Here is a 21932-nt window from a genome sequence, read left to right as displayed (position 1 = left end):
CCTCGCTACGCCAAACAGGCCGGCATGCACCTGCCATTGAAATCGATCATCTCCTCGAACACCGCGAAAACATCGGTGTCCGAGCCGAGTGGCAGATCCGGTCGCTCGATCTCCAGGACGGCCCGGTGGAGATTTCCGACGAGCCGCTCCGAGTCGAGCAGTTCGCCGAACTCGCCGAGCCCGTGGCGACCGGCGATCTGGAGCGGAGTCATCCCCTCGGCAACGCCCTCGGCCGCCAGATCGAGGACCCTGCGCAGGTAACGCTCGGTCTCGTCGAAGACTTCGGGCCCGCTGATCCGACCGTGCCCGCCGATCACCGTCTCCGCACCGAAATTACGAAGCCGGTCGAGCGCCGCGAGGCTGCCGCGAACCGAACCCATGAGACAGAACGGGGTGCAGCCAGGAAGCACCACATCACCCGTGAAGAGCACGCGGACGTCCGGGATCCACACCACGACGTCGTTGGTGGTGTGCGCGGGACCGACATGGTAGAGCTCGACAACTCGGTCACCGAGCAAGAGAGTCAGACTCCGTCCGAACGTAACCGTCGGCAGCCGAAGGGACAGCTCCCCCCATTCGACGTCCGGCCACAACGTGCGCAGCCCTAGGTCGGCAGCCGCGATCTCCGGCCCGGTCAGTTCGTGCGCGACGATGGTGGCGGGTGGTGCGAACACGCAGTTGCCGAAGACATGATCGCCATGGCTGTGTGTGTTGACCACCAACCGCACCGCACCGCGGCCGAGTCCCTCGGCCGCGGTGCGCAGCGCCTCGGCGCGGGATCTGGTCGCGGCTGTATCCACCAGGACCACTCCGTTCCGTCCGGCGATCACCCCGGCGTTGTTCAGACACCAGCTTCCCGGTGGCTGGAGGAACGCGTGGATGTCCGGCGCCACCTCGTGGAGTCTGCCGAGCGGAGCACGTAGCCCGGTGGTCACCGCAGCGCCCCGTGCATCGCCGCGTACCGGGATGCATATTCCATCGTGACCAGACTGTTGGCCGACAATGCCGCACGGACTCGCTCCATCGCCTCGTCCGCCGACACCGAAGACCCGAACACCTCCGCCACCCCCACAGGATCCAGCAGGAATGTGTGCGACGAGCGGAGAGAGGCACTCGAATGGTCGGTGCGGAAGTCCCAGCGGCCGCTGTGCCCGAGCAACGCACGCGGTAGTCGGGTCTGCTTGTATACGATCGAACCGTCCGGGAGCAGTACCCGCACCGACCGAGTCCTGTGGATCGCACCGTCCGGGGCTCGGGTCCGCATGGTCAGGTCCTGGGTGCCACCGACTCCTGAGACCAGCTCGAGGTCGACGACATGTGGTAATCTCTCCGACCAGCGATCCGCGTCCCAGATGAACTCGCGCGCGGTACTCACCGGACCCGCCAGTTCGGTCGACTCGACGAATGTCAGCAGCCATCGATCCAAACCGCCGGGCAGAGTCGCGACAGTCCGCAGCGCCTCGAGCTCGGCCGCGGTGTTGTGGTCCAGATCCCGGGTGATCCGCTGACGAGCGTCGGCCCGATCCGCCGATGGGACGCAGCTGTGTTCGAGCACAACCAGTGTCCGCCCGCCAGCGCGCGGGATACAGGCCCAACCACCGGCCATGCGACCGAACGCGTTGTCGTGGTCCTGCTCAAACGAAACCCGACTGGCAGGCCGGTCGAATTCTCGGCGCGAACGCCACGTTTCAACTTCACCGTTCGACATCGTCGCCCAGATCTCGAAGCGATCCCGGTGCTCGGTACGTTCCAGCACTCGCGTGTGCACGGTCGGACCAAAGATCACCGGCCACAGCTCGACGTTCGTGATCAGCTCGTAGACCACCGCAGGCGATACATCGACGATGATTTCGCGCCGGACATCGATCTTCGACACGGTCATTGTTCGCCCTCCTCGGTTGCGTTCACCCGATCGAGGATGAGGCGGAACGTGCGCAGATCGGTCAGCTTGTCGTCGGGTATCGCCACCCCGAACCGATCCTTAATCCGCGCCCCGACCTCGATCAACGCGAGCGAGTCGTAGCCCAACTCGTAAAGATCGACATCGAGAAGTTCCTCATCCGGCGCCGTAGCTTCGGCGCCACCGGCCGCCTCGACGAGAATCGATCGCAAGTCGTCGAGCGCGATTCGATCTGTCATGATCCGCTCCGAATTTCGTGGCTCCGTCAGGCTCGGTACAGCGACGACAACGCTCGAGGGTGCCGCCAGCCCGATGATGTCGGCCAGTCGCAGACCGGCCTTCTCAAAAACGTCGGCGAACTCTTCCTCGGACCGATCCCGGCCCCGGCTCAACGCCAGCATGGTGATATCCATGAACTTTCCCGGGTGCGGCACATCACCCTCAGGAATCACCGGGTCGATCACCAGGACACGGCCGACCTCAGACATCGCACGACGAACATTCGTCAGCACTGTGATGGCATCGGCATCGCTCAACTGATGCAGCACATGAGAGATCACGTAGACGTCGCCACCTGCCGGCACCGAATCCAGATAGTCGCCCCCGATCAGTTTGGCCCGATCGAGTACACCAGCCTCGCGGAGGACCCGCTCCGCGCCGACGACTACGTGTGGCTGATCGAAGACAACGCCTGCCATATCGGGATATCTGGTCAGAATCGACGCCAGTAGGTGCCCATGTGCTCCACCGACATCGACCAGCCTCCCTACCCCGGTGAGGTCGTATGCCTCGACGGCCGCCCGCTGCGTCTGCCGGGCTGTATTTCCCATCGCCCGGCTGAACAGATCGTTCATCTCCGGATGTCCGGCCAAATACTCGAACAGCTCCACACCGTTCACCTGGTCGAAGGCAGGTTCCCCGGTGCGTATCGAATACCCTATGTCCGCATACGCATCCCGCATGAACTTCTGCCCCTGCAGACGGAAGACATCGCGCAGCGAGTCCGGCGAGTCGGATCGCAGAATCGCCGCGAGCGGAGTCAGGCCGAAAGCGCGACGGGAGACCTCGGTGAAGACTCCCTGGCTCGCCAAAGCCCGCAGCACCCGGTATAGCGAATCCGCATCGCTGTGAGTCCGCTCCGCCAGCTCGACCACCGGTAGCGGGCCCTCCACGAGATGGTCGGCGACGCCGATCTCGGCGACTGCGGACAGCATGAAACCCATTCGCAGACCGCTGTGGAATTCCCACATTTTTCGCGACGACACCGCATCACGATCAACATCGATCGCGGCGCGTACTGGTTCCTCAGCCACTTCGATTCCTCCGTTCAGGCCGGTTCCACGCGCGGCCGGGACACTGCGACCAACACACCGGCGGGCAATGTCCGGCCGGTGATCTCGACCAGCCGGAAACCCGCCTTCTCAAAGATTTCGACGAACTCGGCCTCGGTGCGATCCCGAATCGGCCCCAGCAGAAGCTGGGTACTGTCCAGTACCTTCGCCAGATGCGGCACATCGCCCTCGGGAAGAACCGCGTCGATTGCCAGGACTCGACCGGTTGGCGATATCACCTGCCGGATGTTCGTCAGCACGGCGACCGCCTCGGCATCGCTCAAACGGTGGAGCAGCTGCGGCAACAAGTAGACATCGGCGTCGGACGGGACCGACTCGAGATAGCTGCCGCCGACCAGCTCGACCCGGTCGCCGACCCCAGCTTCACGTAGTACCTTTTCGGCGGACGGCACTACGACAGGCAAGTCGGCGTACACACCGCGCATTCCAGGATGGTTGGTCAGGATAGATGCCAGCAGACCACCGTGCATTTCACCGATATCGACCAGCTTACGCACCCCGGTCAGGTCGTAGGTCTCGATCGCGGCATGCTGAATCCGACGAGCGGCCATTCCCACAAAACTGTCGAAGAGTTCCTTGCACTCCGGTCGCTGTGCGAAGTATTGGAACAGCGGCGCGCCATTCACGTACTCGAAGGCGGATTTTCCGGTCCGCACCGAATAGGCCGTCTCTGCATACATATCACGCATACATTTCTGGCCGTGCATTCGAAAGGCATTGCGCAGCGAGTTCGGCACGTCGGACCGAAGGATCTGAGCATGTTCGGTGAGCCCGAAGATACGGTTCGAGATCTCGGTGAATACACCTCTTGTCGCCACTGCCCGAAGTACCCGGTACAGAGCATCGACATCACTCTCGGTCCGTTCCGCCAATTCTTCCACAGAAAGCGGCCCGCTAACCAATTCGTCCGCAATGCCAAGTTCCGCAATCGTTTGGAGCATGTATGCCAGCGGCATACCGCTGAGCAGCCAGATCATGTCACTGAACAACGAATCACCATGCAGCGCCGACATGGTGTGCATTGACTTCATATTTTGCTCGGGCATGTTGTTCTCTCCGATTCTTTCTATTCATTTGGTGATCACTAATGCCGAATTGAAACCGCCGCGACCCCGGGCCAGCACGACGGCGACGCCGACCTCCATCTCTCGCCGACCCAGCACCAGATCGATGGCGTATTCATCTGGAACCGTTCGGACGTTAGGGGTTGGAGGAAGTACGCCATCCCGGATGGTTAGCAGCGCGACGACCACATCCAACGGACCCCCGCCGGCGAGCAGCCGCCCCACCCCGGCTTTCGGCACAGTGACCGGAACCCCTTTCGGCCCGAAGACCTCGGCGATACTCTGTGCCTCGCTTCTATCCCGCTCCGGAACACCGGCGCCGTCGGCGAAGACGACATCGACCCGGGCAGGTTCGACCCCGGCATCGGCCAGCGCGAGTCGCAGAGCCCGGGTCAGGTTGGGCGCCCGACCGCTGCCCGGCGAGGGATCGAATGCCGACGCATATCCGGCCACCCGCCCGTACCGCTTACAGGGAGGACATGCCGAATCATCGCGTTCGAGTACCAAGATCGCGCCGCCTTCTCCGGGGACATATCCGCGCGCGGTCGCATCGAAGGGCAAGTAGGCGCTCAACGCATCTTCGGCAGTGCTCACCTCACCGCCGGAGACATGGGAGAGCCACCCCCACGGATCGAGTGAAGAATCGAGCCCACCGGTCACCATCAGCTGGGCACCCCGGCGCAGGTTCCGCCGGGCTTGGCCGATCGCGTCCAGTCCACCCGCCTGGTCGGCGACCAACACCCCGCTGGCGCCGCGCATGCCGTTGCGGATGGATATCTGTCCGGTGTTGGCCGCATAGAACCAGGCGAACGACTCGTACACGCTGACCTGAGCGGGCCCTCGAGTCCACAGTTTGTTCATCTCTGTGTGCGTGTACTCCCAGCCACCCGAGGCGTTGGACGTGACCACGCCCATCTCGAGTGGATCGTGACCGCGATCAGAGATGCGGGCATCGGCCAGGGCCTCGTCAGCGGCGACGAGCGCCAGCTGTGTCACCCGGTCGGTTTGCGGAACGAGTCGGCTCGGCAGGTGCTTCGCGACCTCGAAACCGACGATCTGACCGGCCAATCGAGCGCTGTAGCGCGACGCGTCGTACCGCCGAATCGGCTGGATCCAAGAGCGACCGTCAAGTACGGCCTTCCAATAGGCCTCGATATCGGTACCGTCCCCGACCATGGCCCCTATCCCGGTCACAACGGCGCTGCACATCACGCCTTCTCCACAGCACGAAGGACCACCGCACTCTGGAAGCCACCGAAACCGCTGCCGACCGTCAGTACCGTGTTCACTCTGGTCTCACGTGCCTCGTTAGGCACATAATCCAGGTCGCACTCGGGGTCCGGTTCGTGGAGATTTGCTGTTGGCGGGATCACATCGTTTTCGATGGCCAGTGCGCACGCGGCCACCTCGATCGCGCCTATTGCGCCGAGCGAATGACCGACCATGGATTTGATCGAGCTGACCGGGATCCGGTACGCTTGTGATCCGAGTGCCGCCTTGAAGGCCGCTGTCTCGTGCCGGTCGTTCTGCTTGGTGCCCGAACCGTGCGCATTGATGTAATCGACGGATTCGGACGTGCACCGCGCGTCCGCCAGTGCGTGCTGAATCGCCGCGGCCATTTCCCTGCCATCCGCACGCAGTCCGGTCATGTGATATGCGTTGCAGCGTGTGGCATGGCTCGCAACCTCGGCGTAGATGTGCGCGCCGCGGGCCCTGGCGTGCTCGAGGTCTTCCAACACCATGACAGCGGCACCTTCCGCCAAGACGAACCCGTTCCGCGTCCGGTCGAAGGGCCGGGAGGCGTGTTCCGGGTCATCGTTGCGAGGCGTCGTCGCCTTGATCGCATCGAAGCAGGCGACCGCGATCGGCGAGATCGGTGCATCGGAGGCGCCCGCAACCACCACGTCGACCGTCCCATCCATGATCAGTTCATGTGCGCGCCCCATCGCGTCCAGACCGGCCGTACAGCCAGTCGCAACCATCGAGACCGGCCCTTCGGCGCCGACTCGCCATGCAACCTCGGCCGCCGCCGCGCTGGGCACCAGGTAGTCGTACATATGCGGCGAGAGATGCCGTTCGTCCACTAGCCACTCTCGGCCGCTATCGGACAGCACAAGGTACTCGCGCTCGATACTCGTAGTAGCACCCACCGCACTGCCCAAGCTCACGCCCACCCGTCCGGGATCGATGACGTTCAGATCGATCCCACTGTCGGCAACTGCCTCCGCAGCACCCACAATGGCGAACTGCGCCGCCCGATCCAGGCGCCGAACTTCACGCGGGCGCAGTCCTGCGGCCGCCGGATCGAAATCACATTCGCCCGCGATGTGCGAACGAAACGGGCTCGGATCGAAGAAAGAAATTCTCCTGGTCGCGGAGCGTCCCGCAGTGATTAGATTCCAGAATTCCTTCCTACCCATACCTCCTGGCGCGATCACCTCAATACCGGTGATTACCACACTCCGGTCCACAGCTTTCTCCTCCAACGCATTTCTACTTTCAGTGCGGGACTTTCGTTGGCATTGCCTCGACGAGATGGAGGTACGAGTTCACCGGCCGCATGTCGACAACTTGCATGCCCGCCTCACGGACCACCGCCGTAATGGTCTCTATTGTGTGCTTTCTACCGTTGGAATTCAAGAGGAAGAGAAGATCCGTTCCCGTGGTAAATCTAATTTCCGGACTACCGTCGATCAGGTTGGTAATGATGAAAATCCGACTGTCTCGCCGACCCGCCTGAGCGGCATTTCGCAGCGCTACAATCGATTTCTCGTCGGCCCATTCGAGAATGTTCTTGAACAGGTACACATCGGCCTCGACGGTGATCTCCCGAAGACAGTCACCCCCAATGATCTGTGTTCGCGAGGCCAACGAGCCGCCCGTCCGCAATCGATCATCGGCCTCTACGACTACCGGCGGTAGATCCACCAGGATCCCGTGTAGATCAGGATTTTTTTCGAGCAGTGTGGCCAATGTGTACCCATGACCGCCAGCGATATCCGCAAGCGTGCCAACTCCGCGCAGATCGAGCGCCTCCGTCACCGCGTTGGTGGCCAACCTGCTCAACTCGGTCTGAGCCTTGTTGAACACGTCCGCGGAGTCCGGCCACGTCTTGTGCAGATAACTGAAGAAGTCAACGCCGTACGCCTCCTCGAACCCCCCTTGCCCCTTGCGCACAGCCTCCTCGAGATGCGGCCACAGCTCCCAGGTCCATGGCTCGGTAACCCAGAGAACATAGAACTTGAGGCTGTTGGGATCATCTTCTCTGAGCAGTCGGGAGAGAGGAGTATGCACATGTCCCGCCGAAGTCTCGGCGAACACACCGTGTTGTGCCAGCGCGCGCAGCAACCGGCCCAGCACCTCCCCGTTCACGTCCAATGCCCGGGCCAGTTCATTTGTCGTTATCGGCGACTCGCCCAGTTCTTCGGCTATGCCGATGCGCACCGCAGCGCGCAATGCCGAGGCCGCCGAGGCGCTGAGCGCGAGCTCACGCACACCGATGACTGCGCCATGGTCGGCGATGTCCTTATGCTCGATTCTCATCGATGGCTCCGTTCGGATCGCATTCGATAATTGAATGATCGACCCGATTCACATTAGTAACCCTGTCATCGAGAAACCCTCGAAAATTCTTCGAGGCATACATTCAAGGTAATCTCGACTGTATCTCGAGGTTTACTCGACGAGCCCGCCGGATGATCCATAGCAGATTCGGCACGAAAGCTTGGAGGATCGATGACGAATGAATTTGGTCGAGTCGCCCTGATCACCGGCGCCACAAGTGGCATTGGGCTCGCCGCAGCCAGGCGCCTGGCACGCAGCGGCCACCGGGTGTACATCTGCGCTCGCAATCGCACGGCGATCGACAATACGGTGAAAGATCTGCGGGCAGCGGGCCACCAAGCCGACGGCGCAGTGTGCGACGTGAGTGACGTCGCACAGATCGAACTGCTGGTGCGGGCAACGACGAATCGTTTCGGCCCGATCTCGGTCCTGGTCAACAACGCCGGCCGAAGTGGCGGAGGTATCACGGCGGAGTTGCCGGACGAGCTCTGGTTCAATGTCATCAACATCAATCTCAACAGTGTTTTTCTCGTGACACGGCGCGTCCTAACCATGGGCGGAATGCTCGACCTAGGGCACGGACGCATCATCAACATCGCCTCGACCGGCGGTAAACAGGGCGTCGTTCTCGGAGCTCCATATTCCGCTTCGAAACACGGCGTCGTCGGTTTCACCAAAGCACTCGGACTCGAGCTTGCCAAGAGCGGAATAACCGTCAACGCCGTGTGCCCCGGCTACGTCGAGACCGCAATGGCTCAACGCGTACGAGCCACCTACGCGAGCATTTGGGGTACATCCGAGGAGGACGTCCTTACCAGGTTCAACGCCAAAATCCCGATGGGCCGCTACAGCACACCAGAAGAAGTCGCCGCGATGGTGGACTACCTGGCCAGTGACGATGCGACCGCGGTGACAGCACAGGCGCTGAATGTCTGCGGAGGACTCGGCAACTACTGACCTTCATCCACCACGGCCAGCCATTCGGTCCTCGGCTCGTCGAGTGCCGACGCCCCGGTAAGTAAGGCGTGGTGCAGACGACGCAGCCGAGTGGACGGCTCGATCCCCAATTGGTCGATCATCAATTCACGCAGCGCGCCGTACACCTCTAGTGCCTGCCCCCGGCAACCGGAGCGATAGAGCGCCAGCATGTGCAGCGCCCGTAGGTTCTCGTTGAAGCTGTATTGTGCGCTCAACGAAACCAGTTCGCTGAGCGACTCGCGATGCCGACCGCGGCGCAACTCCGCTTCGAGGCGACATTCCACGATGGTAAGCCGAGACTGTTCGAGCCCGGCAACCGTAGGTTCGAGGACACGCCCGTGCTCGACATCCGCGAGCGCCTTACCTCGCCACAACCCCAAGGCCTCGTTAAAGATTCCGACCGCCCTGTCGTCATCTCGCTCAGCAAGGGCGGACAGTCCCTCCCTCTCCAGCACGCGGTATTCGTCAAGGTCGATGACCGCATCATGCAGCGTCAGCGCGTATCCGCCGTTTCGAGTACGAAGCACACTTCGAGAAACCTCCACAACCGGCATCTCGAGGGCGGTCGACAGATGCTTACGAATCTGCATTACATAGGTCTGCAGAGTAGTCTGGACACTTTTCGGCGGCCGAAGGTCCCAAATCTCGCTGATGAGCGAACTTTTCGACACAACCTCCCCCTCGTTCAACAACAGCAACGAGAGCAGCTGCCGCTGCTTCCGCGCCGAAGGAGTGGCACTACGATTGTCATGCGTGACAGCCAGCGGTCCCAGAATTCGAATATCCATCCACAGCCCCCTTGTTCGGCATTGCGACCGCCACGGGAAACGGTCATACCCAGCATTCCCGAACCACCGATGCGGTTTGTTAACAGATGGCTGCCAGCCCCTCCTCGACATATACTCCCGCAGACCCGCCGCAGCAGAAGGAAAACGCTGCGCCGGTGGTCAATCCGGCATCTCGGCACACCCTCAGCTACAACAGCGGCAGGACCTGACCGATCGGCTGACTTAGACAGCAAGTGTAGGAGGGCCTATCGTGGTCTCACCCGCACCCGCCGACATTTTCGACACCCCCGAAACCGACACAACGATCGAGATACTCGCAACGTCGCGCAGCTGGTGCGGCGGCCTACCGTGCGAAATCTGCAGGTGTGGACCCGCAGCCAGAGCCGACAGTTCCGCGAGCATGTGCGCCCGCATCGGTTGTACGCAGTGTTCCTGTTGCCCTCTATGCGGATTACGTGTCTCTGTGCGGATTGCGGCGGGCCGAGGGCATGGGAATGAAATGGGGCGCAGTGGACTTCGACGGCAGTACCGTCGAGGTTCGTCAGGGCCGCGTCGCGGTTACCGCGACGGAGCCGGAGATCGGCGACCCGAAGTCGTGGCGATCCGGGCGGACTCTCCCGGTTCCCCCGGATGTCTGCAGCGGGCGTAGCGGTGATCGGGCTGAAGGATATGCGCCACACCGCCGCCACGGTTCTCCTGGGCTCCGGCGCGCAGCCCGCCACCGTGGCGAAGCAGCCCGCCACCGTGACGAAGTGGCTCGGCCACGACCCGGCCGTACTTCTGCGGGTCTACGCGCACCCGAACAAGGAAGCACTCGGCGGAGCTGGTGACGCCGTTGTTCACGGAAACGGCGACACAATAACGCCACCGCGGGTGGGCCAGTTCTCGGCCACTTCGCCTACGGAATCTCCCAGCCCCCGCAGAAGCATTCCTGAGCTGCACGAACCACAGTGGGCGCAGAGGGGTTCGAACCCCCGACCGCTGGTGTGTAAAACCAGTGCTCTACCGCTGAGCTATACGCCCGGGACCTCGCCGATTCGGCGAAGTGGGTGCTGCGGTGGTGAGGCGCAGCGGTTTACGAATCTAACGCAGTGAGGGCTTTCTCCCAAGCTGCCTGGTCACGGGGTTCGCCGGGGCCGTTCATTTCGGCGAAGCGGATGATGCCGTCCTTGTCTATGACGAAGGTGCCGCGGTTGGGGTAGCCGGCGGAGTCGTTGAAGACGCCGTAGGTCTGGGCGACGGCACCGTGCGGCCAGAAGTCCGACAGCAGGGGGAAGGTGTAGCCCTGTTCGGCGGCCCAGATCTTGTGGGTGGGGGGCGGGCCGACCGAGATCGCGAGGATCTCGGCGTTGTCGTTCTGGAACTTGGGCAGCTCGTCGCGCACCTTGCACAGCTCACCCTGGCAGATGCCGGTGAACGCGAGCGGGTAGAACACGATCAGGACGTTCTTGTGCCCCCGGTAGTCGGACAGGCACACGTTCTGGTTGTTCTGGTCCTTCAGCGTGAAATCCGGCGCGACCGTGCCCACTTCGAGCGGCATGCGCAGTCCTCCTGTGTCGATGGCGACGTCCGCGGGGGAGCGCCGTGCGCCGCCCCCGCGAAAACCTTAGCCAACTGACGGATCAGCGCTGTTTCGAGGGTGTTTTGGGCTGCGTCAGCTTGGTTCCGGTCCAGGCACCCAGGCTGACGGGCGTCGTCGAGGTCAGCCCCGCCGGTGTCGCGGACTCCGCGATCTCGCTCGGGTCGACATGGCCGTCCTGCCCGGTCTTGGGGGTGAGCACCCAGACCACGCCCTCCTCGGCGAGCGGTGTGATGACATTCAACAGCTCGTCGACCAGGTCGCCGTCACCGTCTCGCCACCACAGCAGCACGACGTCGACCACCTCGTCGGTGTCCTCGTCGAGCAGCTCGGACCCGATCGTCTCCTCGATCTCGGCCCGCAGGGCGTCGTCGGTGTCCTCGTCCCAACCCAGTTCCTGAACCACCATGTCGTGGGTAATGCCAAGCTTCTGAGCGTAGTTCTGCGCGTCCGCCGCGGCGACCACGGTGGTGTCCTCCTCAACTCCCGACAGTAAGGTATTTGCAAGCGAACATGGTTATGCGCGCAAGCGCAAGCCGATCGGGCCGATTACCCTCCGAAATGTCGGGCCGAACCGGGCCGACGCGCCGTGAAACCGCTGTTCGGCGAACCGCCGACGGCTATTTGGTCGGACACAGGTTGCGTGCGATGCCGAGCGCGTCGTTGACCCGTTGACTGGCGTCGTTGAGCGGACCGACCGGTGCGGTATAGACCATCTTGCGGGTCTCGGCCGCCAGGGCGCGCGCCGCGTTGACGTAGTCGGTGAACTTCTGGGCGACGTCGGGCGGCAGCGCCGCCCCGCCGGAGTTGATGCCGTTCTCGACCTGGCGGGCCGCGTCCTCGAGGGTCTGCGCCGCGAGATCGCGCTTGGCGTCCTGGTCGGGGGCGTTGGAGTCGTGCGCGTCGACGAAATCGTTGTACCTGGTCACCGCGTTGCCGGTGATCGGCGTGGCGGCCACGTCGCGAAACGACTTGCAGCCCTCCGCGATCGCCTTGGCCTGCGCGGCCGCCTTGCGCGAGGAGGTGGCCGCCGCCGAGGACGAGGCCATCTCGGTGCGATACGCCGCGGCATCGGCCTGATTCACGGTCGGGGTACCGTGGACGGCATTGGAGCAGCCCGCAACCACCAGTCCCGAACCGACCGCGACGGTCGCACATACCAGTCCGAACCCGCGTGGGTTCAGCAGTTTCATCGTCCTCCCCGCTTCCCGAGCCCTCGACGTGTTGAAATGGGCGGCGGCCACAGCGCCGCGTTTGCCTAGCGAACGGTACTGGATCCCCTGCTGACATGATGACCTGGGACGCATCATCGACAAGGATGTGAGATGCGCCCCAACTGTGACGGGTCGGCCGGCCCATCGGCGAGCCACCCGGGGTTAGAGCCATCCGCTTGTCCACCCCTGTACGAGGAGCATTGATTTTGACCGACGTGATGCACCCGAAGTCGTCGAGCCCCACCGCCAACGGCGCCACCGCCGATCCGGGGTCGGCGCGCACGCGGCCGGCGGGAGCGCGTGTGCGTGTGATCCGTGAGGGGGTGGCGTCCTACCTCCCGGACATCGATCCGGAGGAAACCAGCGAGTGGCTCGAATCGTTCGACGAGATGCTCGACCGCGAGGGCGCGGGCCGGGCCCGCTACCTGATGCTGCGCCTGCTCGAGCGCGCCGGTGAACGGCATGTCACCATCCCCTCGCTGACCTCCACCGACTACGTCAACACCATCCCGACCGAGAACGAGCCGTGGTTCCCCGGCGACGAGGAGGTCGAGCGCCGCTACCGCGCCTGGATCCGCTGGAACGCCGCGATCATGGTGCATCGCGCCCAGCGCCCGGGAATCGCTGTGGGCGGCCACATTTCGACCTACGCCTCGTCGGCGGCGCTGTACGAGGTCGGGTTCAACCACTTCTTCCGCGGCAAGGACCACCCCGGCGGCGGCGACCACGTCTTCATCCAGGGGCACGCCTCCCCCGGCGTCTACGCCCGCGCCTTCCTCGAGAACCGGCTCACCGAGGCCCAGCTCGACGGGTTCCGGCAGGAGTACAGCGCCGGGGGTCCCGGCCACGGCCTGTCGTCGTATCCGCACCCGCGGCTGATGCCGGACTTCTGGGAATTCCCCACGGTGTCCATGGGATTGGGCCCGATGAACGCCATCTACCAGGCCCGGTTCAACCACTACCTGCACGACCGCGGCATCAAGGACACCTCCGACCAGCACGTGTGGGCGTTCCTCGGCGACGGCGAGATGGACGAGGCCGAATCGCGCGGCCTGGCCCACGTCGCGGCCCTGGAGGGGCTGGACAACCTGACCTTCGTCATCAACTGCAACCTGCAGCGGCTCGACGGTCCGGTGCGCGGCAACGGCAAGATCATCCAGGAGCTGGAGTCGTTCTTCCGCGGCGCGGGCTGGAACGTCATCAAGGTCATCTGGGGCCGCGAGTGGGACGCGCTGCTGGGCGCCGACCGCGACGGCGCGCTGGTGAACCTGATGAACTCCACCCCCGACGGCGACTACCAGACCTACAAGGCCAACGACGGCGCCTACGTGCGCGAGCACTTCTTCGGCCGCGACCCGCGCACCAAGGAGCTGGTGAAAGGGCTGACGGATCAACAGATCTGGAACCTCAAGCGCGGCGGTCACGACTACCGCAAGATCTACGCCGCCTACGCCGCCGCGCTGGCGCACCAGGGCAAGCCGACGGTCATCCTGGCCAAGACCATCAAGGGCTACGGCCTGGGCAAGCACTTCGAGGCCCGCAACGCCACCCACCAGATGAAGAAGATGACGCTGGACGATCTCAAGGCGTTCCGCGACGTGCAGCGCATCCCGATCAGCGACGCGCAGCTCGAGGCCGATCCCTATCTGCCGCCGTACTATCACCCCGGTCAGGACGCCCCGGAGATCCAGTACCTGCTGGACCGCCGCCGCACCCTGGGCGGCTTCCTGCCCGAGCGCCGCTCGGTCGCCAAGCCGCTGCAGCTGCCGGGCGACGAGCCCTACCGCTCGGTGCGCAAGGGGTCGGGCAAGCAGAACGTGGCGACCACGATGGCGTTCGTGCGCCTGATGAAGGAACTGCTGCGCGACAAGGAGATCGGCAAGCGCATCGTGCCGATCATCCCGGACGAGGCCCGCACCTTCGGCATGGACTCGTGGTTCCCGTCGTTGAAGATCTACAACCGCAACGGTCAGTTGTACACATCCGTCGACGCGGAATTGATGCTCGCCTACAAGGAGAGTCAGGTCGGCCAGATCCTGCACGAGGGCATCAACGAGGCCGGGTCGACCGCGTCCTACACGGCGGCGGCCACCTCCTACGCCACGCACGGCGAGCCGATGATCCCGCTGTACATCTTCTATTCGATGTTCGGCTTCCAGCGCACCGGCGACGGTCTGTGGGCCGCGGCCGATCAGCTCGCGCGCGGTTTCATCCTCGGCGCGACCGCCGGGCGCACCACGCTGACCGGTGAGGGCCTGCAGCACAACGACGGTCACTCGCTGCTGCTGGCCTCCACCAATCCGGCGATGGTGTCCTACGATCCGGCGTTCGCCTTCGAGATCGCCCACATCGTGCGCGACGGTCTGCGCCGGATGTACGGCGGCGGGCAGCCCGCACCGGAATCGATCGCCCTGCCCGGCACCCACCCGCATTCGAAGAACGACGCCTTCGGCGGCGAGAACGTCTCCTACTACATCACCCTCTACAACGAGCCCTACCCGCAGCCCGCCGAGCCCGACAACCTCGATATCGAGGGCCTGCTGAAGGGCATCTACCTGTACCGGCGCGGCGGCGAGGGCGAGGTGCGGGCGCAGATCCTGGTGTCGGGCGTGACCGTGCCCGACGGCCTGCGCGCGCAGGAGCTGCTGGCGTCGGAATGGGGCGTGCAGGCCGACGTGTGGTCGGTGACCTCCTGGAGCGAACTGCGAAAAGAGGCCCTGGCCAAGGAGATTCACACGCTGCGCCACCCCGACACCGAGCCGGGCGTGCCGTACGTGACCGAGGCGCTGTCGCGGGTGCAGGGGCCGTTCGTGGCCGCCACCGACTGGATGCGCGCGGTCTCCGACCAGATCCGCAAGTGGGTTCCCGGCGACTACACCACCCTGGGCACCGACGGATTCGGCTTCTCCGATACTCGCCCGGCCGCGCGCCGGGTGTTCAACGTCGACGCGCAGTCGATCGCGGTCGCGGTGCTGGAGGCGCTGGCCCGCGGCGGAAAGATCGAGCGGGGCACGGTCGTCGAGGCCGCGGCCCGCTACCGCATCCACGACGTGGACGCCGCGCCGAAGTCGGTGAGCACCGACGAACAACTGGCATGACACCAGCCGACGCCGCCCCCGCGCCGCAGGGCACGGGGGCGGCGGCACGCCCATATGTGGAGGGTCTGGGTCGGCACCGCGACCGCAAGGGAATATTGAGTAGTGGATCGTAAACCGCCGCGGCCGCGCCGGATCTCCGACAGCTCCTCCGAGCATGAGGTATATCTGCCGACCGGTGCCCTCTCGCCCTATCAGCAGACCCGCGACCCGCTACCGGACACGCTGCTCAAACGGGTGAAACAGTTCTCCGGCCGGTTGTCGACCGAGGCGATCGCCTCGATGGAGGATCGGCTGCCGTTCTTCGGCGATCTGGACGCGGCCCAGCGCGCCGGGGTGCAGATGCTGGTGCAGACCGCGGTGGTGAACTTCCTGGAGTGGCTGCAGGATCCGGAGAGCGACATCCGATTCAGCCTGGACGCCTTCCAGGTCATTCCGCAGGATCTGGCGCGGCGGCTGACCCTGCGCCAGACCGTCGACATGGTCCGGGTGGCCATGGAGTTCTTCGAGCAGTGGCTGCCCGCGCTGGCCCGCAACGACCGGCAGCTGGTGGCGCTCACCGAGGCGGTGCTGCGATACGGGCGCGAGCTCGGCTTCGCGGCCGCCTCGGTGTACGCCAGCGCCGCCGAATCGCGCGGGGCCTGGGACACCCGGCTCGAGGCGCTGGTCGTCGACGCCGTGGTGCGCGGCGACACCGGACCCGAAATGCTCTCCCGCGCAGCGACTTTGAACTGGGACGCGACCGCGCCCGCGACCGTGCTGGTGGGCACGCCGCCCAAGGACCAGGTGGCGGTAGGGGGGTCGGTGCACACCCTGGCCGCCCGGCACGGCCGCGCCGCCCTGGCCGTGGTGCAGGGCGCGCGACTGGTGATGGTGGTCAGCGGCCATCTGGGCGAGACCTCCTATCCGTCCGCCTTTCTCACCGATCTGCTGGCCGAGGCGTTCTCCGACGGGCCCGTGGTGATCGGGCCGACCACCCGCACGCTGTCGGCCGCGCACGTCAGCGCGGTGGAGGCGATGGCGGGGATGGAGGCGGTGGTGGGCTGGCGCGGCGCGCCACGCCCGGTGCACGCGTCGGAATTGCTGCCCGAACGCGCCCTGCTCGGTGATCGCGCTGCGGTCGAGGCTCTGAACGAGTATCTTGTCCTACCGTTGGCCGCCGCCGGATCGGCCCTGTCGGACACCCTCGACGCCTATCTGGATTGCGGCGGAGCCGTCGAGACCTGCGCCCGCCAGCTGTTCGTTCATCCAAATACGGTCCGCTATCGGTTGAAGCGGATAGCCGACATCACCGGCCGCGATCCCATGAATCCCCGGGATGCGTACGTGCTCCGGATCGCGGCAACAGTAGGTCGCCTGACACGAACTCGTAACGAATCGCCAACTTCTGCCCCAGAAGACGCTCCTGCCACTTTTTACGAGGATCGGTTGTAACGAGTCCGGCGAACGGTCGATCGCGACAACCCACTTGCCGTTTTGTTGGGTCCACACAAAAGCTGTCCGCAAGCTTCATTCGCGTCGACATCTCCGCCGGAGGGCATCACGGTGTTCTCTTAGAGGCGTGATCGCGTTGTTCGCCCCTGGACAGGGCTCTCAGACACCCGGCATGCTCGCGCCTTGGCTCGATCTTCCCGGCGCGCGCGACCGCCTCGAAATCTGGTCCAAGGCCGCCGGCCTGGACCTGCTGCGACTCGGCACCACCGCGACCGCGGAGGAGATCACCGATACGGCGGTCACCCAGCCGCTCGTGGTCGCCGCGGCGCTGCTCGCCTACGCGGAGATCCCGCGGGATGTGCTTCCCGCGGATACGATCGTCGCCGGACATTCGGTCGGCGAGCTCGCCGCCGCCGCCGTGGCCGGGGTTATCTCCCCCGACGACGCGGTGCGGCTGGCCGCCCTCCGCGGTGCGGAGATGGCCAAGGCGTGCGCGCTGGAGCCGACCGGCATGTCCGCCGTGCTCGGTGGCGAGGAGGCCACCGTGCTCGCTCGGCTCGACGAGCTCGATCTCGTGCCCGCCAACCGCAACGCGGCGGGGCAGATCGTGGCGGCGGGCCGGCTCGATGCGTTGGCGGAACTGGCCGCGAATCCGCCTGAGAAGGCGCGGATTCGGGCCCTGCCCGTCGCCGGTGCGTTCCACACCGCGTATATGGCCCCCGCGCAGGATGCTGTGACGGATGCCATCACGCGGATCACTCCCGGCGAACCGACTCGGACCCTACTGTCGAACTACGACGGTCGGCCGGTCGCGTCGGGCAAGGATGCCATCGACAAGCTCGCAGCACAGGTGACCCGGCCCGTCCGGTGGGATCTGTGCACCGAGACCGTCCGCGCGGCAGGGGTTTCCGGAGTGGCCGAGCTGCCACCCGCCGGCACCCTGGTCGGCATCGCCAAGCGGGAGCTCAAGGGCACCCCGAATCTGGCGTTGAAGACCCCCGAGGGCATCCCCGGATTGGCCGATCTTTCGGCAACCGGCTAGCTTTCCTCGCGGTTCGCAGCGTCGCGACCGCGAACGAATGGGCGAAACGTTTGCCCGTGTCGAACCGACAAAATGAATCGGACCCCCGAGATTATCAAGAAGGGAGCCACCAAGTGGCCGCGTTGACCCAGGAACAGATCGTCGAAGAGCTTGGCAAGATCATCGAAGAGGTGACCGGTATCGAGCCTTCCGAGGTGACCCTCGAGAAGTCCTTCGTCGACGACCTGGACATCGACTCGCTGTCGATGGTCGAGATCGCCGTCCAGACCGAGGACAAGTACGGCGTCAAGATCCCCGACGAGGATCTGGCCAGCCTGAAGACCGTCGGTGACGCCGTCGGCTACATCCAGAAGCTCGAGGCCGAGAACGCCGAAGCGGCCGAGGAGCTGAAGGCCAAGTTCGGGCACGCCGAGTAAAGGGCCGATACCGTGACCACTCCTTCCACCTTGAACGGGAACTTCCCCAACGTCGTCGTAACTAGCCTGGCGGCGACCACGTCGATCGCGGGTGATGTCGATGCGACGTGGAAGGGGCTCCTCAACGGCGAGAGCGGTATCGAGACGCTCGAGGACTCCTTCGTCGAGGAATACGACCTTCCGGTCCGCATCGGCGGTCACCTGAAGGTTCGTCCTGAGACCCTGCTCACCCGGGTCGAATGCCGTCGCATGGCGTACGTCGAGCAGCTGGCGACCGTGCTCGGTCGCGAGGTGTGGAAAAACGCCGGCAGTCCCGAGGTCGACCCTGAGCGGCTCGGCGTGGCGATCGGCACCGGCCTCGGCGGCGGCGACGCGCTGATCGACTCGGTCGACAAGCTGAAGAACGGTGGCTATCGCAAGATTTCGCCGCTGGCGGTTCAGATGGTCATGCCGAACGGCCCGTCCGCCGTCGTCGGTCTGGAGTTGCAGGCCCGCGCGGGAGTGGTCACGCCGGTTTCCGCCTGTTCGTCGGGCTCGGAGGCCATCGCCAACGCGTGGCGGATGATCGTCATGGGCGACGCCGACATCGTCGTCACCGGCGGTGTCGAGGGCTACATCGACGCGGTGCCGATCGCGGCGTTCTCCATGATGCGGGCGATGAGCACCCGCAACGACGACCCGAAGGGCGCCTCGCGTCCGTTCGACTCCAGCCGCGACGGATTCGTCTTCGGTGAGGCGGGTGCGCTCATGGTCGTCGAGACCGAGGAGCACGCCAAGGCGCGCGGGGCCACCATCCACGCTCGCCTGATGGGCGCGGGCATCACCTCCGACGGGTTCCACCTGGTCGCTCCCGCCCCCGACGGCAAGGGCGCCGCCCGGGCGATGACCCGGGCCATGCAGACCGCGGGCCTGAGCAAGCAGGACATCACGCACGTCAACGCGCACGCGACCGCGACGCCGATCGGCGACACCGCCGAGGCGAACGCGATCAACCTGGCCGTCGGCAACCACGCCTCGGTGTACGCGCCGAAGTCCGCCCTGGGCCACTCGATCGGCGCCGTCGGCGCCCTCGAGTCGGTGCTCACCGTGCTCAGCATCCGCGACGGCATCGTGCCGCCGACGCTGAACCTGGAGAACCAGGACCCGGAGATCGATCTCGACGTCGTGCACGGCGAGGCCCGCCGCCAGGACATCGAGTACGCGATCAACAACTCGTTCGGTTTCGGTGGGCACAACGTGGCGCTCACCTTCGGCCGGTACTGATACCCGGTCACACACCGCAATCCCGGTGGGGTTTTCCGCAGAGCGTTCTCGCCCCCGAAAACCCCACCGGGATTTCGACTTTCGCAGCCGCGTCAGCGACTCCACATCCCCTCGAGGAGATTACGCGATGACCATCATGGCCCCCGCCCAGGCGGATGCCGCGACCGATCCCCGTGATCCGCTGGGACGGTTGCAGCGCTTCTTCGATCCCGGAACCGTTCTGCCGCTTCATCCTCGCGACAAGTCCGGCGTGCTGGCCGCCATCGGCGAGGTCGACGGCGTGCGCACCGTCGCCTACTGCTCCGACGCCACCGTGATGGGCGGCGCCATGGGCGTGGAGGGCTGCAAGCACATCGTCGACGCGATCGATACCGCGATCGACTCCGCGATTCCCGTGGTCGGCATCTGGCACTCCGGCGGCGCGCGCCTGGCCGAGGGCGTGGAGGCCCTGCACGCGGTCGGCCTGGTCTTCGAGGCCATGGTCCGCGCGTCCGGGCTGGTCCCGCAGATCTCGGTGGTCGTCGGGTTCGCCGCGGGCGGCGCCGCCTACGGACCGGCGCTGACCGATATCGTCATCATGGCCCCCGAGGGCCGCGTCTTCGTGACCGGACCGGACGTGGTCCGCTCGGTCACCGGCGAGAACGTCGACATGGCCACCCTGGGCGGACCGGTCACCCACGGCAAGAAATCCGGCGTGTGCCACGTGGTCGCCGACGACGAGGGCGACGCCATGAACCGCGCCCGCAAGCTGGTCTCGATGTTCGCCGAGCAGGGCGAATTCGACCTGGTCGCCGCCGAACACGGCGATGTCGACCTCAAGGCCCTGCTACCGGAATCGGCCAAACGCGCCTACGACGTGAAGCCGCTCGTGCACGAACTGCTCGACAACGTGGACGGCGAATCCTCGTTCGAGGAACTACAGGGCGGCTACGCGCGCAGCATCGTCACCGGCCTGGGCCGGCTCGGCGGCCGCACCGTCGGCGTGCTCGCCAACAACCCGCTCCGCCTGGGCGGCTGCCTCACCAGCGAAAGCGCCGAGAAAGCAGCACGTTTCGTGCGCCTGTGCAACTCCTTCGGCATCCCGATGGTGGTCGTCACCGACGTGCCCGGCTACCTGCCCGGCGTCGGCATGGAATGGGAGGGCGTGGTACGCCGCGGCGCGAAACTGCTGCACGCCTTCGCCGAGGCCCGCGTGCCCCGGGTGACCCTGGTGACCCGCAAGATCTACGGCGGCGCCTACATCGCCATGAACGCCCGCTCGCTCGGCGCGACCGCGGTGTACGCATGGCCGGGCTCCGAGGTCGCCGTCATGGGCGCCAAGGCCGCGGTCGGCATCCTGCACAAGAAGGCCATCGCCGCCACCCCCGAACCCGAGCGCGAGGCCCTGATCGAACGCCTGACCGCCGAACACGAAGCCATCGCCGGCGGCGTGGGCCGCGCACTGTCCATCGGCGTCGTCGACGAGGTCATCGACCCCGCCAAGACCCGCTCCACCATCGCCGCCGCCCTCGCCGCCGCACCGGCCAAACCCAGCCACAACAAGAACATCCCGCTGTAATCGGTTCGGCGGCAACGACATCGGGTGGTCTCCGCGGAGGCCACCCGATTCTGCTGCCCCAGAAAGCTGTGTCCTGCTCCGCAGGACTCCCCGGGTGACGATGTGCGGATGACCGACTACCGCTCGCGCGTTCCGCTGCCGCCGCATCGGCGCGACGATCTGGTCCGGCAGGTGTGCCGGGTTCTCATCGCCGCCGCGCCCGCCGCCTGGCAGGAGATCCACGCGTGGTTCACCACCACCGTCGGATTGTCCACGTCCAGGCTGGAATTCGTGCTGCCCGGCGGCAGCCGCACGGTGCCGGACGGGATCCCGCCCGCGGCCGAGACGCGCCTGGACGACCTGCGCAACGGCATGTACCGAGACCGCATCGGCACCTGGTACAGCGCCCGCATCGTGATTGTCGCCCCCGGCCAGTTCTCCATCGACTACGACTACGACAGCGAGCCGGTATTCGACCCCCCGCTGGACGCCTCCGGCCTCGCCCTGGATTTCGAATATTTCCCCCGCGCCCGGGAGCACACGCCGGAATGGTTGCGCCGCACACTGTCTCATGCGGGGCAGGCACTGTGATCCCGGCCAAAAGCGTGCCGGGATCATTAGAAATGGCGTGCCGGGACCATGAGAGGTGGCGTGCCGGGACCACGGGAGATGGCGTGCCGGGACCACGGGAGATGGTGCGCCGGGA

Annotated in this window: 19 protein-coding genes and 1 tRNA gene; 8 read left to right on the top strand and 12 right to left on the bottom strand. The window is 65.3% G+C overall.

What is annotated here, in order from left to right:
• Positions 1–5 precede the first annotated feature (5 nt).
• The 7 genes from HPY32_RS43810 to HPY32_RS07300 are packed head-to-tail and all read right to left on the bottom strand — an operon-like array spanning position 6 to position 7859.
• The gene (locus HPY32_RS43810; RefSeq protein WP_197696577.1) at positions 6–893 is read right to left on the bottom strand and encodes an MBL fold metallo-hydrolase; all 888 of its coding nucleotides are present in this window, start codon (positions 891–893) and stop codon (positions 6–8) included.
• A 38-nt stretch (positions 894–931) separates the two neighbouring features.
• Positions 932–1882, bottom strand: coding sequence for an aromatase/cyclase (locus tag HPY32_RS43805; RefSeq protein WP_067592161.1), 951 nt, complete (start codon positions 1880–1882; stop codon positions 932–934).
• Positions 1879–3213 carry a methyltransferase gene (locus HPY32_RS07320; protein WP_156674615.1) on the bottom strand — a complete coding sequence of 445 codons (1335 nt, stop codon included), beginning with the start codon at positions 3211–3213 and terminating at the stop codon, positions 1879–1881. The genes HPY32_RS43805 and HPY32_RS07320 overlap by 4 nt, the downstream gene beginning before the upstream one ends.
• A gap of 14 nt (positions 3214–3227) precedes the next feature.
• Positions 3228–4298 carry a methyltransferase gene (locus tag HPY32_RS07315; protein ID WP_197696578.1) on the bottom strand — a complete coding sequence of 357 codons (1071 nt, stop codon included), beginning with the start codon at positions 4296–4298 and terminating at the stop codon, positions 3228–3230.
• A 24-nt stretch (positions 4299–4322) separates the two neighbouring features.
• Entirely contained in the window at positions 4323–5525 is a 1203-nt protein-coding gene (locus HPY32_RS07310) for a ketosynthase chain-length factor (protein WP_067592167.1), read from the bottom strand.
• Positions 5525–6787 (bottom strand): beta-ketoacyl-[acyl-carrier-protein] synthase family protein, encoded by a 1263-nt coding sequence (locus HPY32_RS07305; RefSeq protein WP_067592170.1) that lies wholly within the window; start codon positions 6785–6787, stop codon positions 5525–5527. The genes HPY32_RS07310 and HPY32_RS07305 overlap by 1 nt, the downstream gene beginning before the upstream one ends.
• A 28-nt stretch (positions 6788–6815) precedes the next feature.
• Positions 6816–7859 carry a methyltransferase gene (locus HPY32_RS07300; RefSeq protein ID WP_067592172.1) on the bottom strand — a complete coding sequence of 348 codons (1044 nt, stop codon included), beginning with the start codon at positions 7857–7859 and terminating at the stop codon, positions 6816–6818.
• 192 nt (positions 7860–8051) lie between these two features.
• Between HPY32_RS07300 and fabG the strand changes: the two genes are divergently transcribed.
• Complete coding sequence (fabG, locus tag HPY32_RS07295) at positions 8052–8837, top strand: 3-oxoacyl-ACP reductase FabG (protein WP_067592175.1); 786 nt, start codon at positions 8052–8054, stop codon at positions 8835–8837.
• Here fabG and HPY32_RS07290 read toward each other — a convergent pair.
• The 5 genes from HPY32_RS07290 to HPY32_RS07270 all read right to left on the bottom strand — a co-directional run bounded on the left by HPY32_RS07290 (position 8831) and on the right by HPY32_RS07270 (position 12418).
• Positions 8831–9646 (bottom strand): AfsR/SARP family transcriptional regulator, encoded by an 816-nt coding sequence (locus tag HPY32_RS07290; RefSeq protein WP_171982738.1) that lies wholly within the window; start codon positions 9644–9646, stop codon positions 8831–8833. The two genes, fabG and HPY32_RS07290, sit on opposite strands and share 7 nt — an antisense overlap.
• A gap of 951 nt (positions 9647–10597) precedes the next feature.
• A tRNA-Val gene (locus HPY32_RS07285) sits at positions 10598–10669 on the bottom strand.
• 52 nt (positions 10670–10721) lie between these two features.
• Positions 10722–11186 (bottom strand): peroxiredoxin, encoded by a 465-nt coding sequence (locus HPY32_RS07280; RefSeq protein WP_067592178.1) that lies wholly within the window; start codon positions 11184–11186, stop codon positions 10722–10724.
• Between the two features lie 82 nt (positions 11187–11268).
• Entirely contained in the window at positions 11269–11691 is a 423-nt protein-coding gene (locus HPY32_RS07275; protein WP_067592180.1) for a DUF3052 domain-containing protein, read from the bottom strand.
• A 154-nt stretch (positions 11692–11845) separates the two neighbouring features.
• Positions 11846–12418 carry an Rv2240c family protein gene (locus HPY32_RS07270; protein WP_067592183.1) on the bottom strand — a complete coding sequence of 191 codons (573 nt, stop codon included), beginning with the start codon at positions 12416–12418 and terminating at the stop codon, positions 11846–11848.
• A 227-nt stretch (positions 12419–12645) separates the two neighbouring features.
• Here HPY32_RS07270 and aceE point away from each other — a divergent pair, with 227 nt between their 5' ends.
• The 7 genes from aceE to HPY32_RS07235 all read left to right on the top strand — a co-directional run bounded on the left by aceE (position 12646) and on the right by HPY32_RS07235 (position 21817).
• Positions 12646–15537, top strand: coding sequence for a pyruvate dehydrogenase (acetyl-transferring), homodimeric type (aceE, locus tag HPY32_RS07265; protein WP_067592186.1), 2892 nt, complete (start codon positions 12646–12648; stop codon positions 15535–15537).
• A 132-nt stretch (positions 15538–15669) separates the two neighbouring features.
• Positions 15670–16968, top strand: coding sequence for a PucR family transcriptional regulator (locus HPY32_RS07260; protein WP_171982814.1), 1299 nt, complete (start codon positions 15670–15672; stop codon positions 16966–16968).
• 127 nt (positions 16969–17095) lie between these two features.
• Entirely contained in the window at positions 17096–18010 is a 915-nt protein-coding gene (locus HPY32_RS07255) for an ACP S-malonyltransferase (RefSeq protein WP_067592192.1), read from the top strand.
• A 113-nt stretch (positions 18011–18123) separates the two neighbouring features.
• Positions 18124–18426 (top strand): meromycolate extension acyl carrier protein AcpM, encoded by a 303-nt coding sequence (gene acpM, locus HPY32_RS07250; protein ID WP_067592195.1) that lies wholly within the window; start codon positions 18124–18126, stop codon positions 18424–18426.
• Between the two features lie 12 nt (positions 18427–18438).
• Positions 18439–19689 (top strand): KasA/KasB family beta-ketoacyl-ACP synthase, encoded by a 1251-nt coding sequence (locus tag HPY32_RS07245; protein WP_067592198.1) that lies wholly within the window; start codon positions 18439–18441, stop codon positions 19687–19689.
• A gap of 127 nt (positions 19690–19816) precedes the next feature.
• Positions 19817–21247 carry an acyl-CoA carboxylase subunit beta gene (locus HPY32_RS07240; RefSeq protein ID WP_067592201.1) on the top strand — a complete coding sequence of 477 codons (1431 nt, stop codon included), beginning with the start codon at positions 19817–19819 and terminating at the stop codon, positions 21245–21247.
• Positions 21248–21355: 108 nt separating this feature from the next.
• The gene (locus HPY32_RS07235; RefSeq protein WP_082871646.1) at positions 21356–21817 is read left to right on the top strand and encodes a hypothetical protein; all 462 of its coding nucleotides are present in this window, start codon (positions 21356–21358) and stop codon (positions 21815–21817) included.
• Positions 21818–21932: the final 115 nt, after the last annotated feature.

This window comes from Nocardia terpenica (assembly GCF_013186535.1).
Classification (GTDB): domain Bacteria; phylum Actinomycetota; class Actinomycetes; order Mycobacteriales; family Mycobacteriaceae; genus Nocardia; species Nocardia terpenica.
This window is presented reverse-complemented; position numbering and strand designations above follow the sequence as displayed.

What these genes read in the sequence shown, in the direction of transcription:
- HPY32_RS43805 (WP_067592161.1), bottom strand. Translation starts at nt 1,882, where the DNA reads ATGACCGTGTCGAAGATCGATGTCCGGCGCGAAATCATCGTCGATGTA.
- HPY32_RS07315 (WP_197696578.1), bottom strand. Translation starts at nt 4,298, where the DNA reads ATGCCCGAGCAAAATATGAAGTCAATGCACACCATGTCGGCGCTGCAT.
- HPY32_RS07310 (WP_067592167.1), bottom strand. Translation starts at nt 5,525, where the DNA reads ATGTGCAGCGCCGTTGTGACCGGGATAGGGGCCATGGTCGGGGACGGT.
- HPY32_RS07300 (WP_067592172.1), bottom strand. Translation starts at nt 7,859, where the DNA reads ATGAGAATCGAGCATAAGGACATCGCCGACCATGGCGCAGTCATCGGT.
- fabG (WP_067592175.1), top strand. Translation starts at nt 8,052, where the DNA reads ATGACGAATGAATTTGGTCGAGTCGCCCTGATCACCGGCGCCACAAGT.
- HPY32_RS07290 (WP_171982738.1), bottom strand. Translation starts at nt 9,646, where the DNA reads ATGGATATTCGAATTCTGGGACCGCTGGCTGTCACGCATGACAATCGT.
- HPY32_RS07280 (WP_067592178.1), bottom strand. Translation starts at nt 11,186, where the DNA reads ATGCCGCTCGAAGTGGGCACGGTCGCGCCGGATTTCACGCTGAAGGAC.
- HPY32_RS07270 (WP_067592183.1), bottom strand. Translation starts at nt 12,418, where the DNA reads ATGAAACTGCTGAACCCACGCGGGTTCGGACTGGTATGTGCGACCGTC.
- HPY32_RS07240 (WP_067592201.1), top strand. Translation starts at nt 19,817, where the DNA reads ATGACCATCATGGCCCCCGCCCAGGCGGATGCCGCGACCGATCCCCGT.
- HPY32_RS07235 (WP_082871646.1), top strand. Translation starts at nt 21,356, where the DNA reads ATGACCGACTACCGCTCGCGCGTTCCGCTGCCGCCGCATCGGCGCGAC.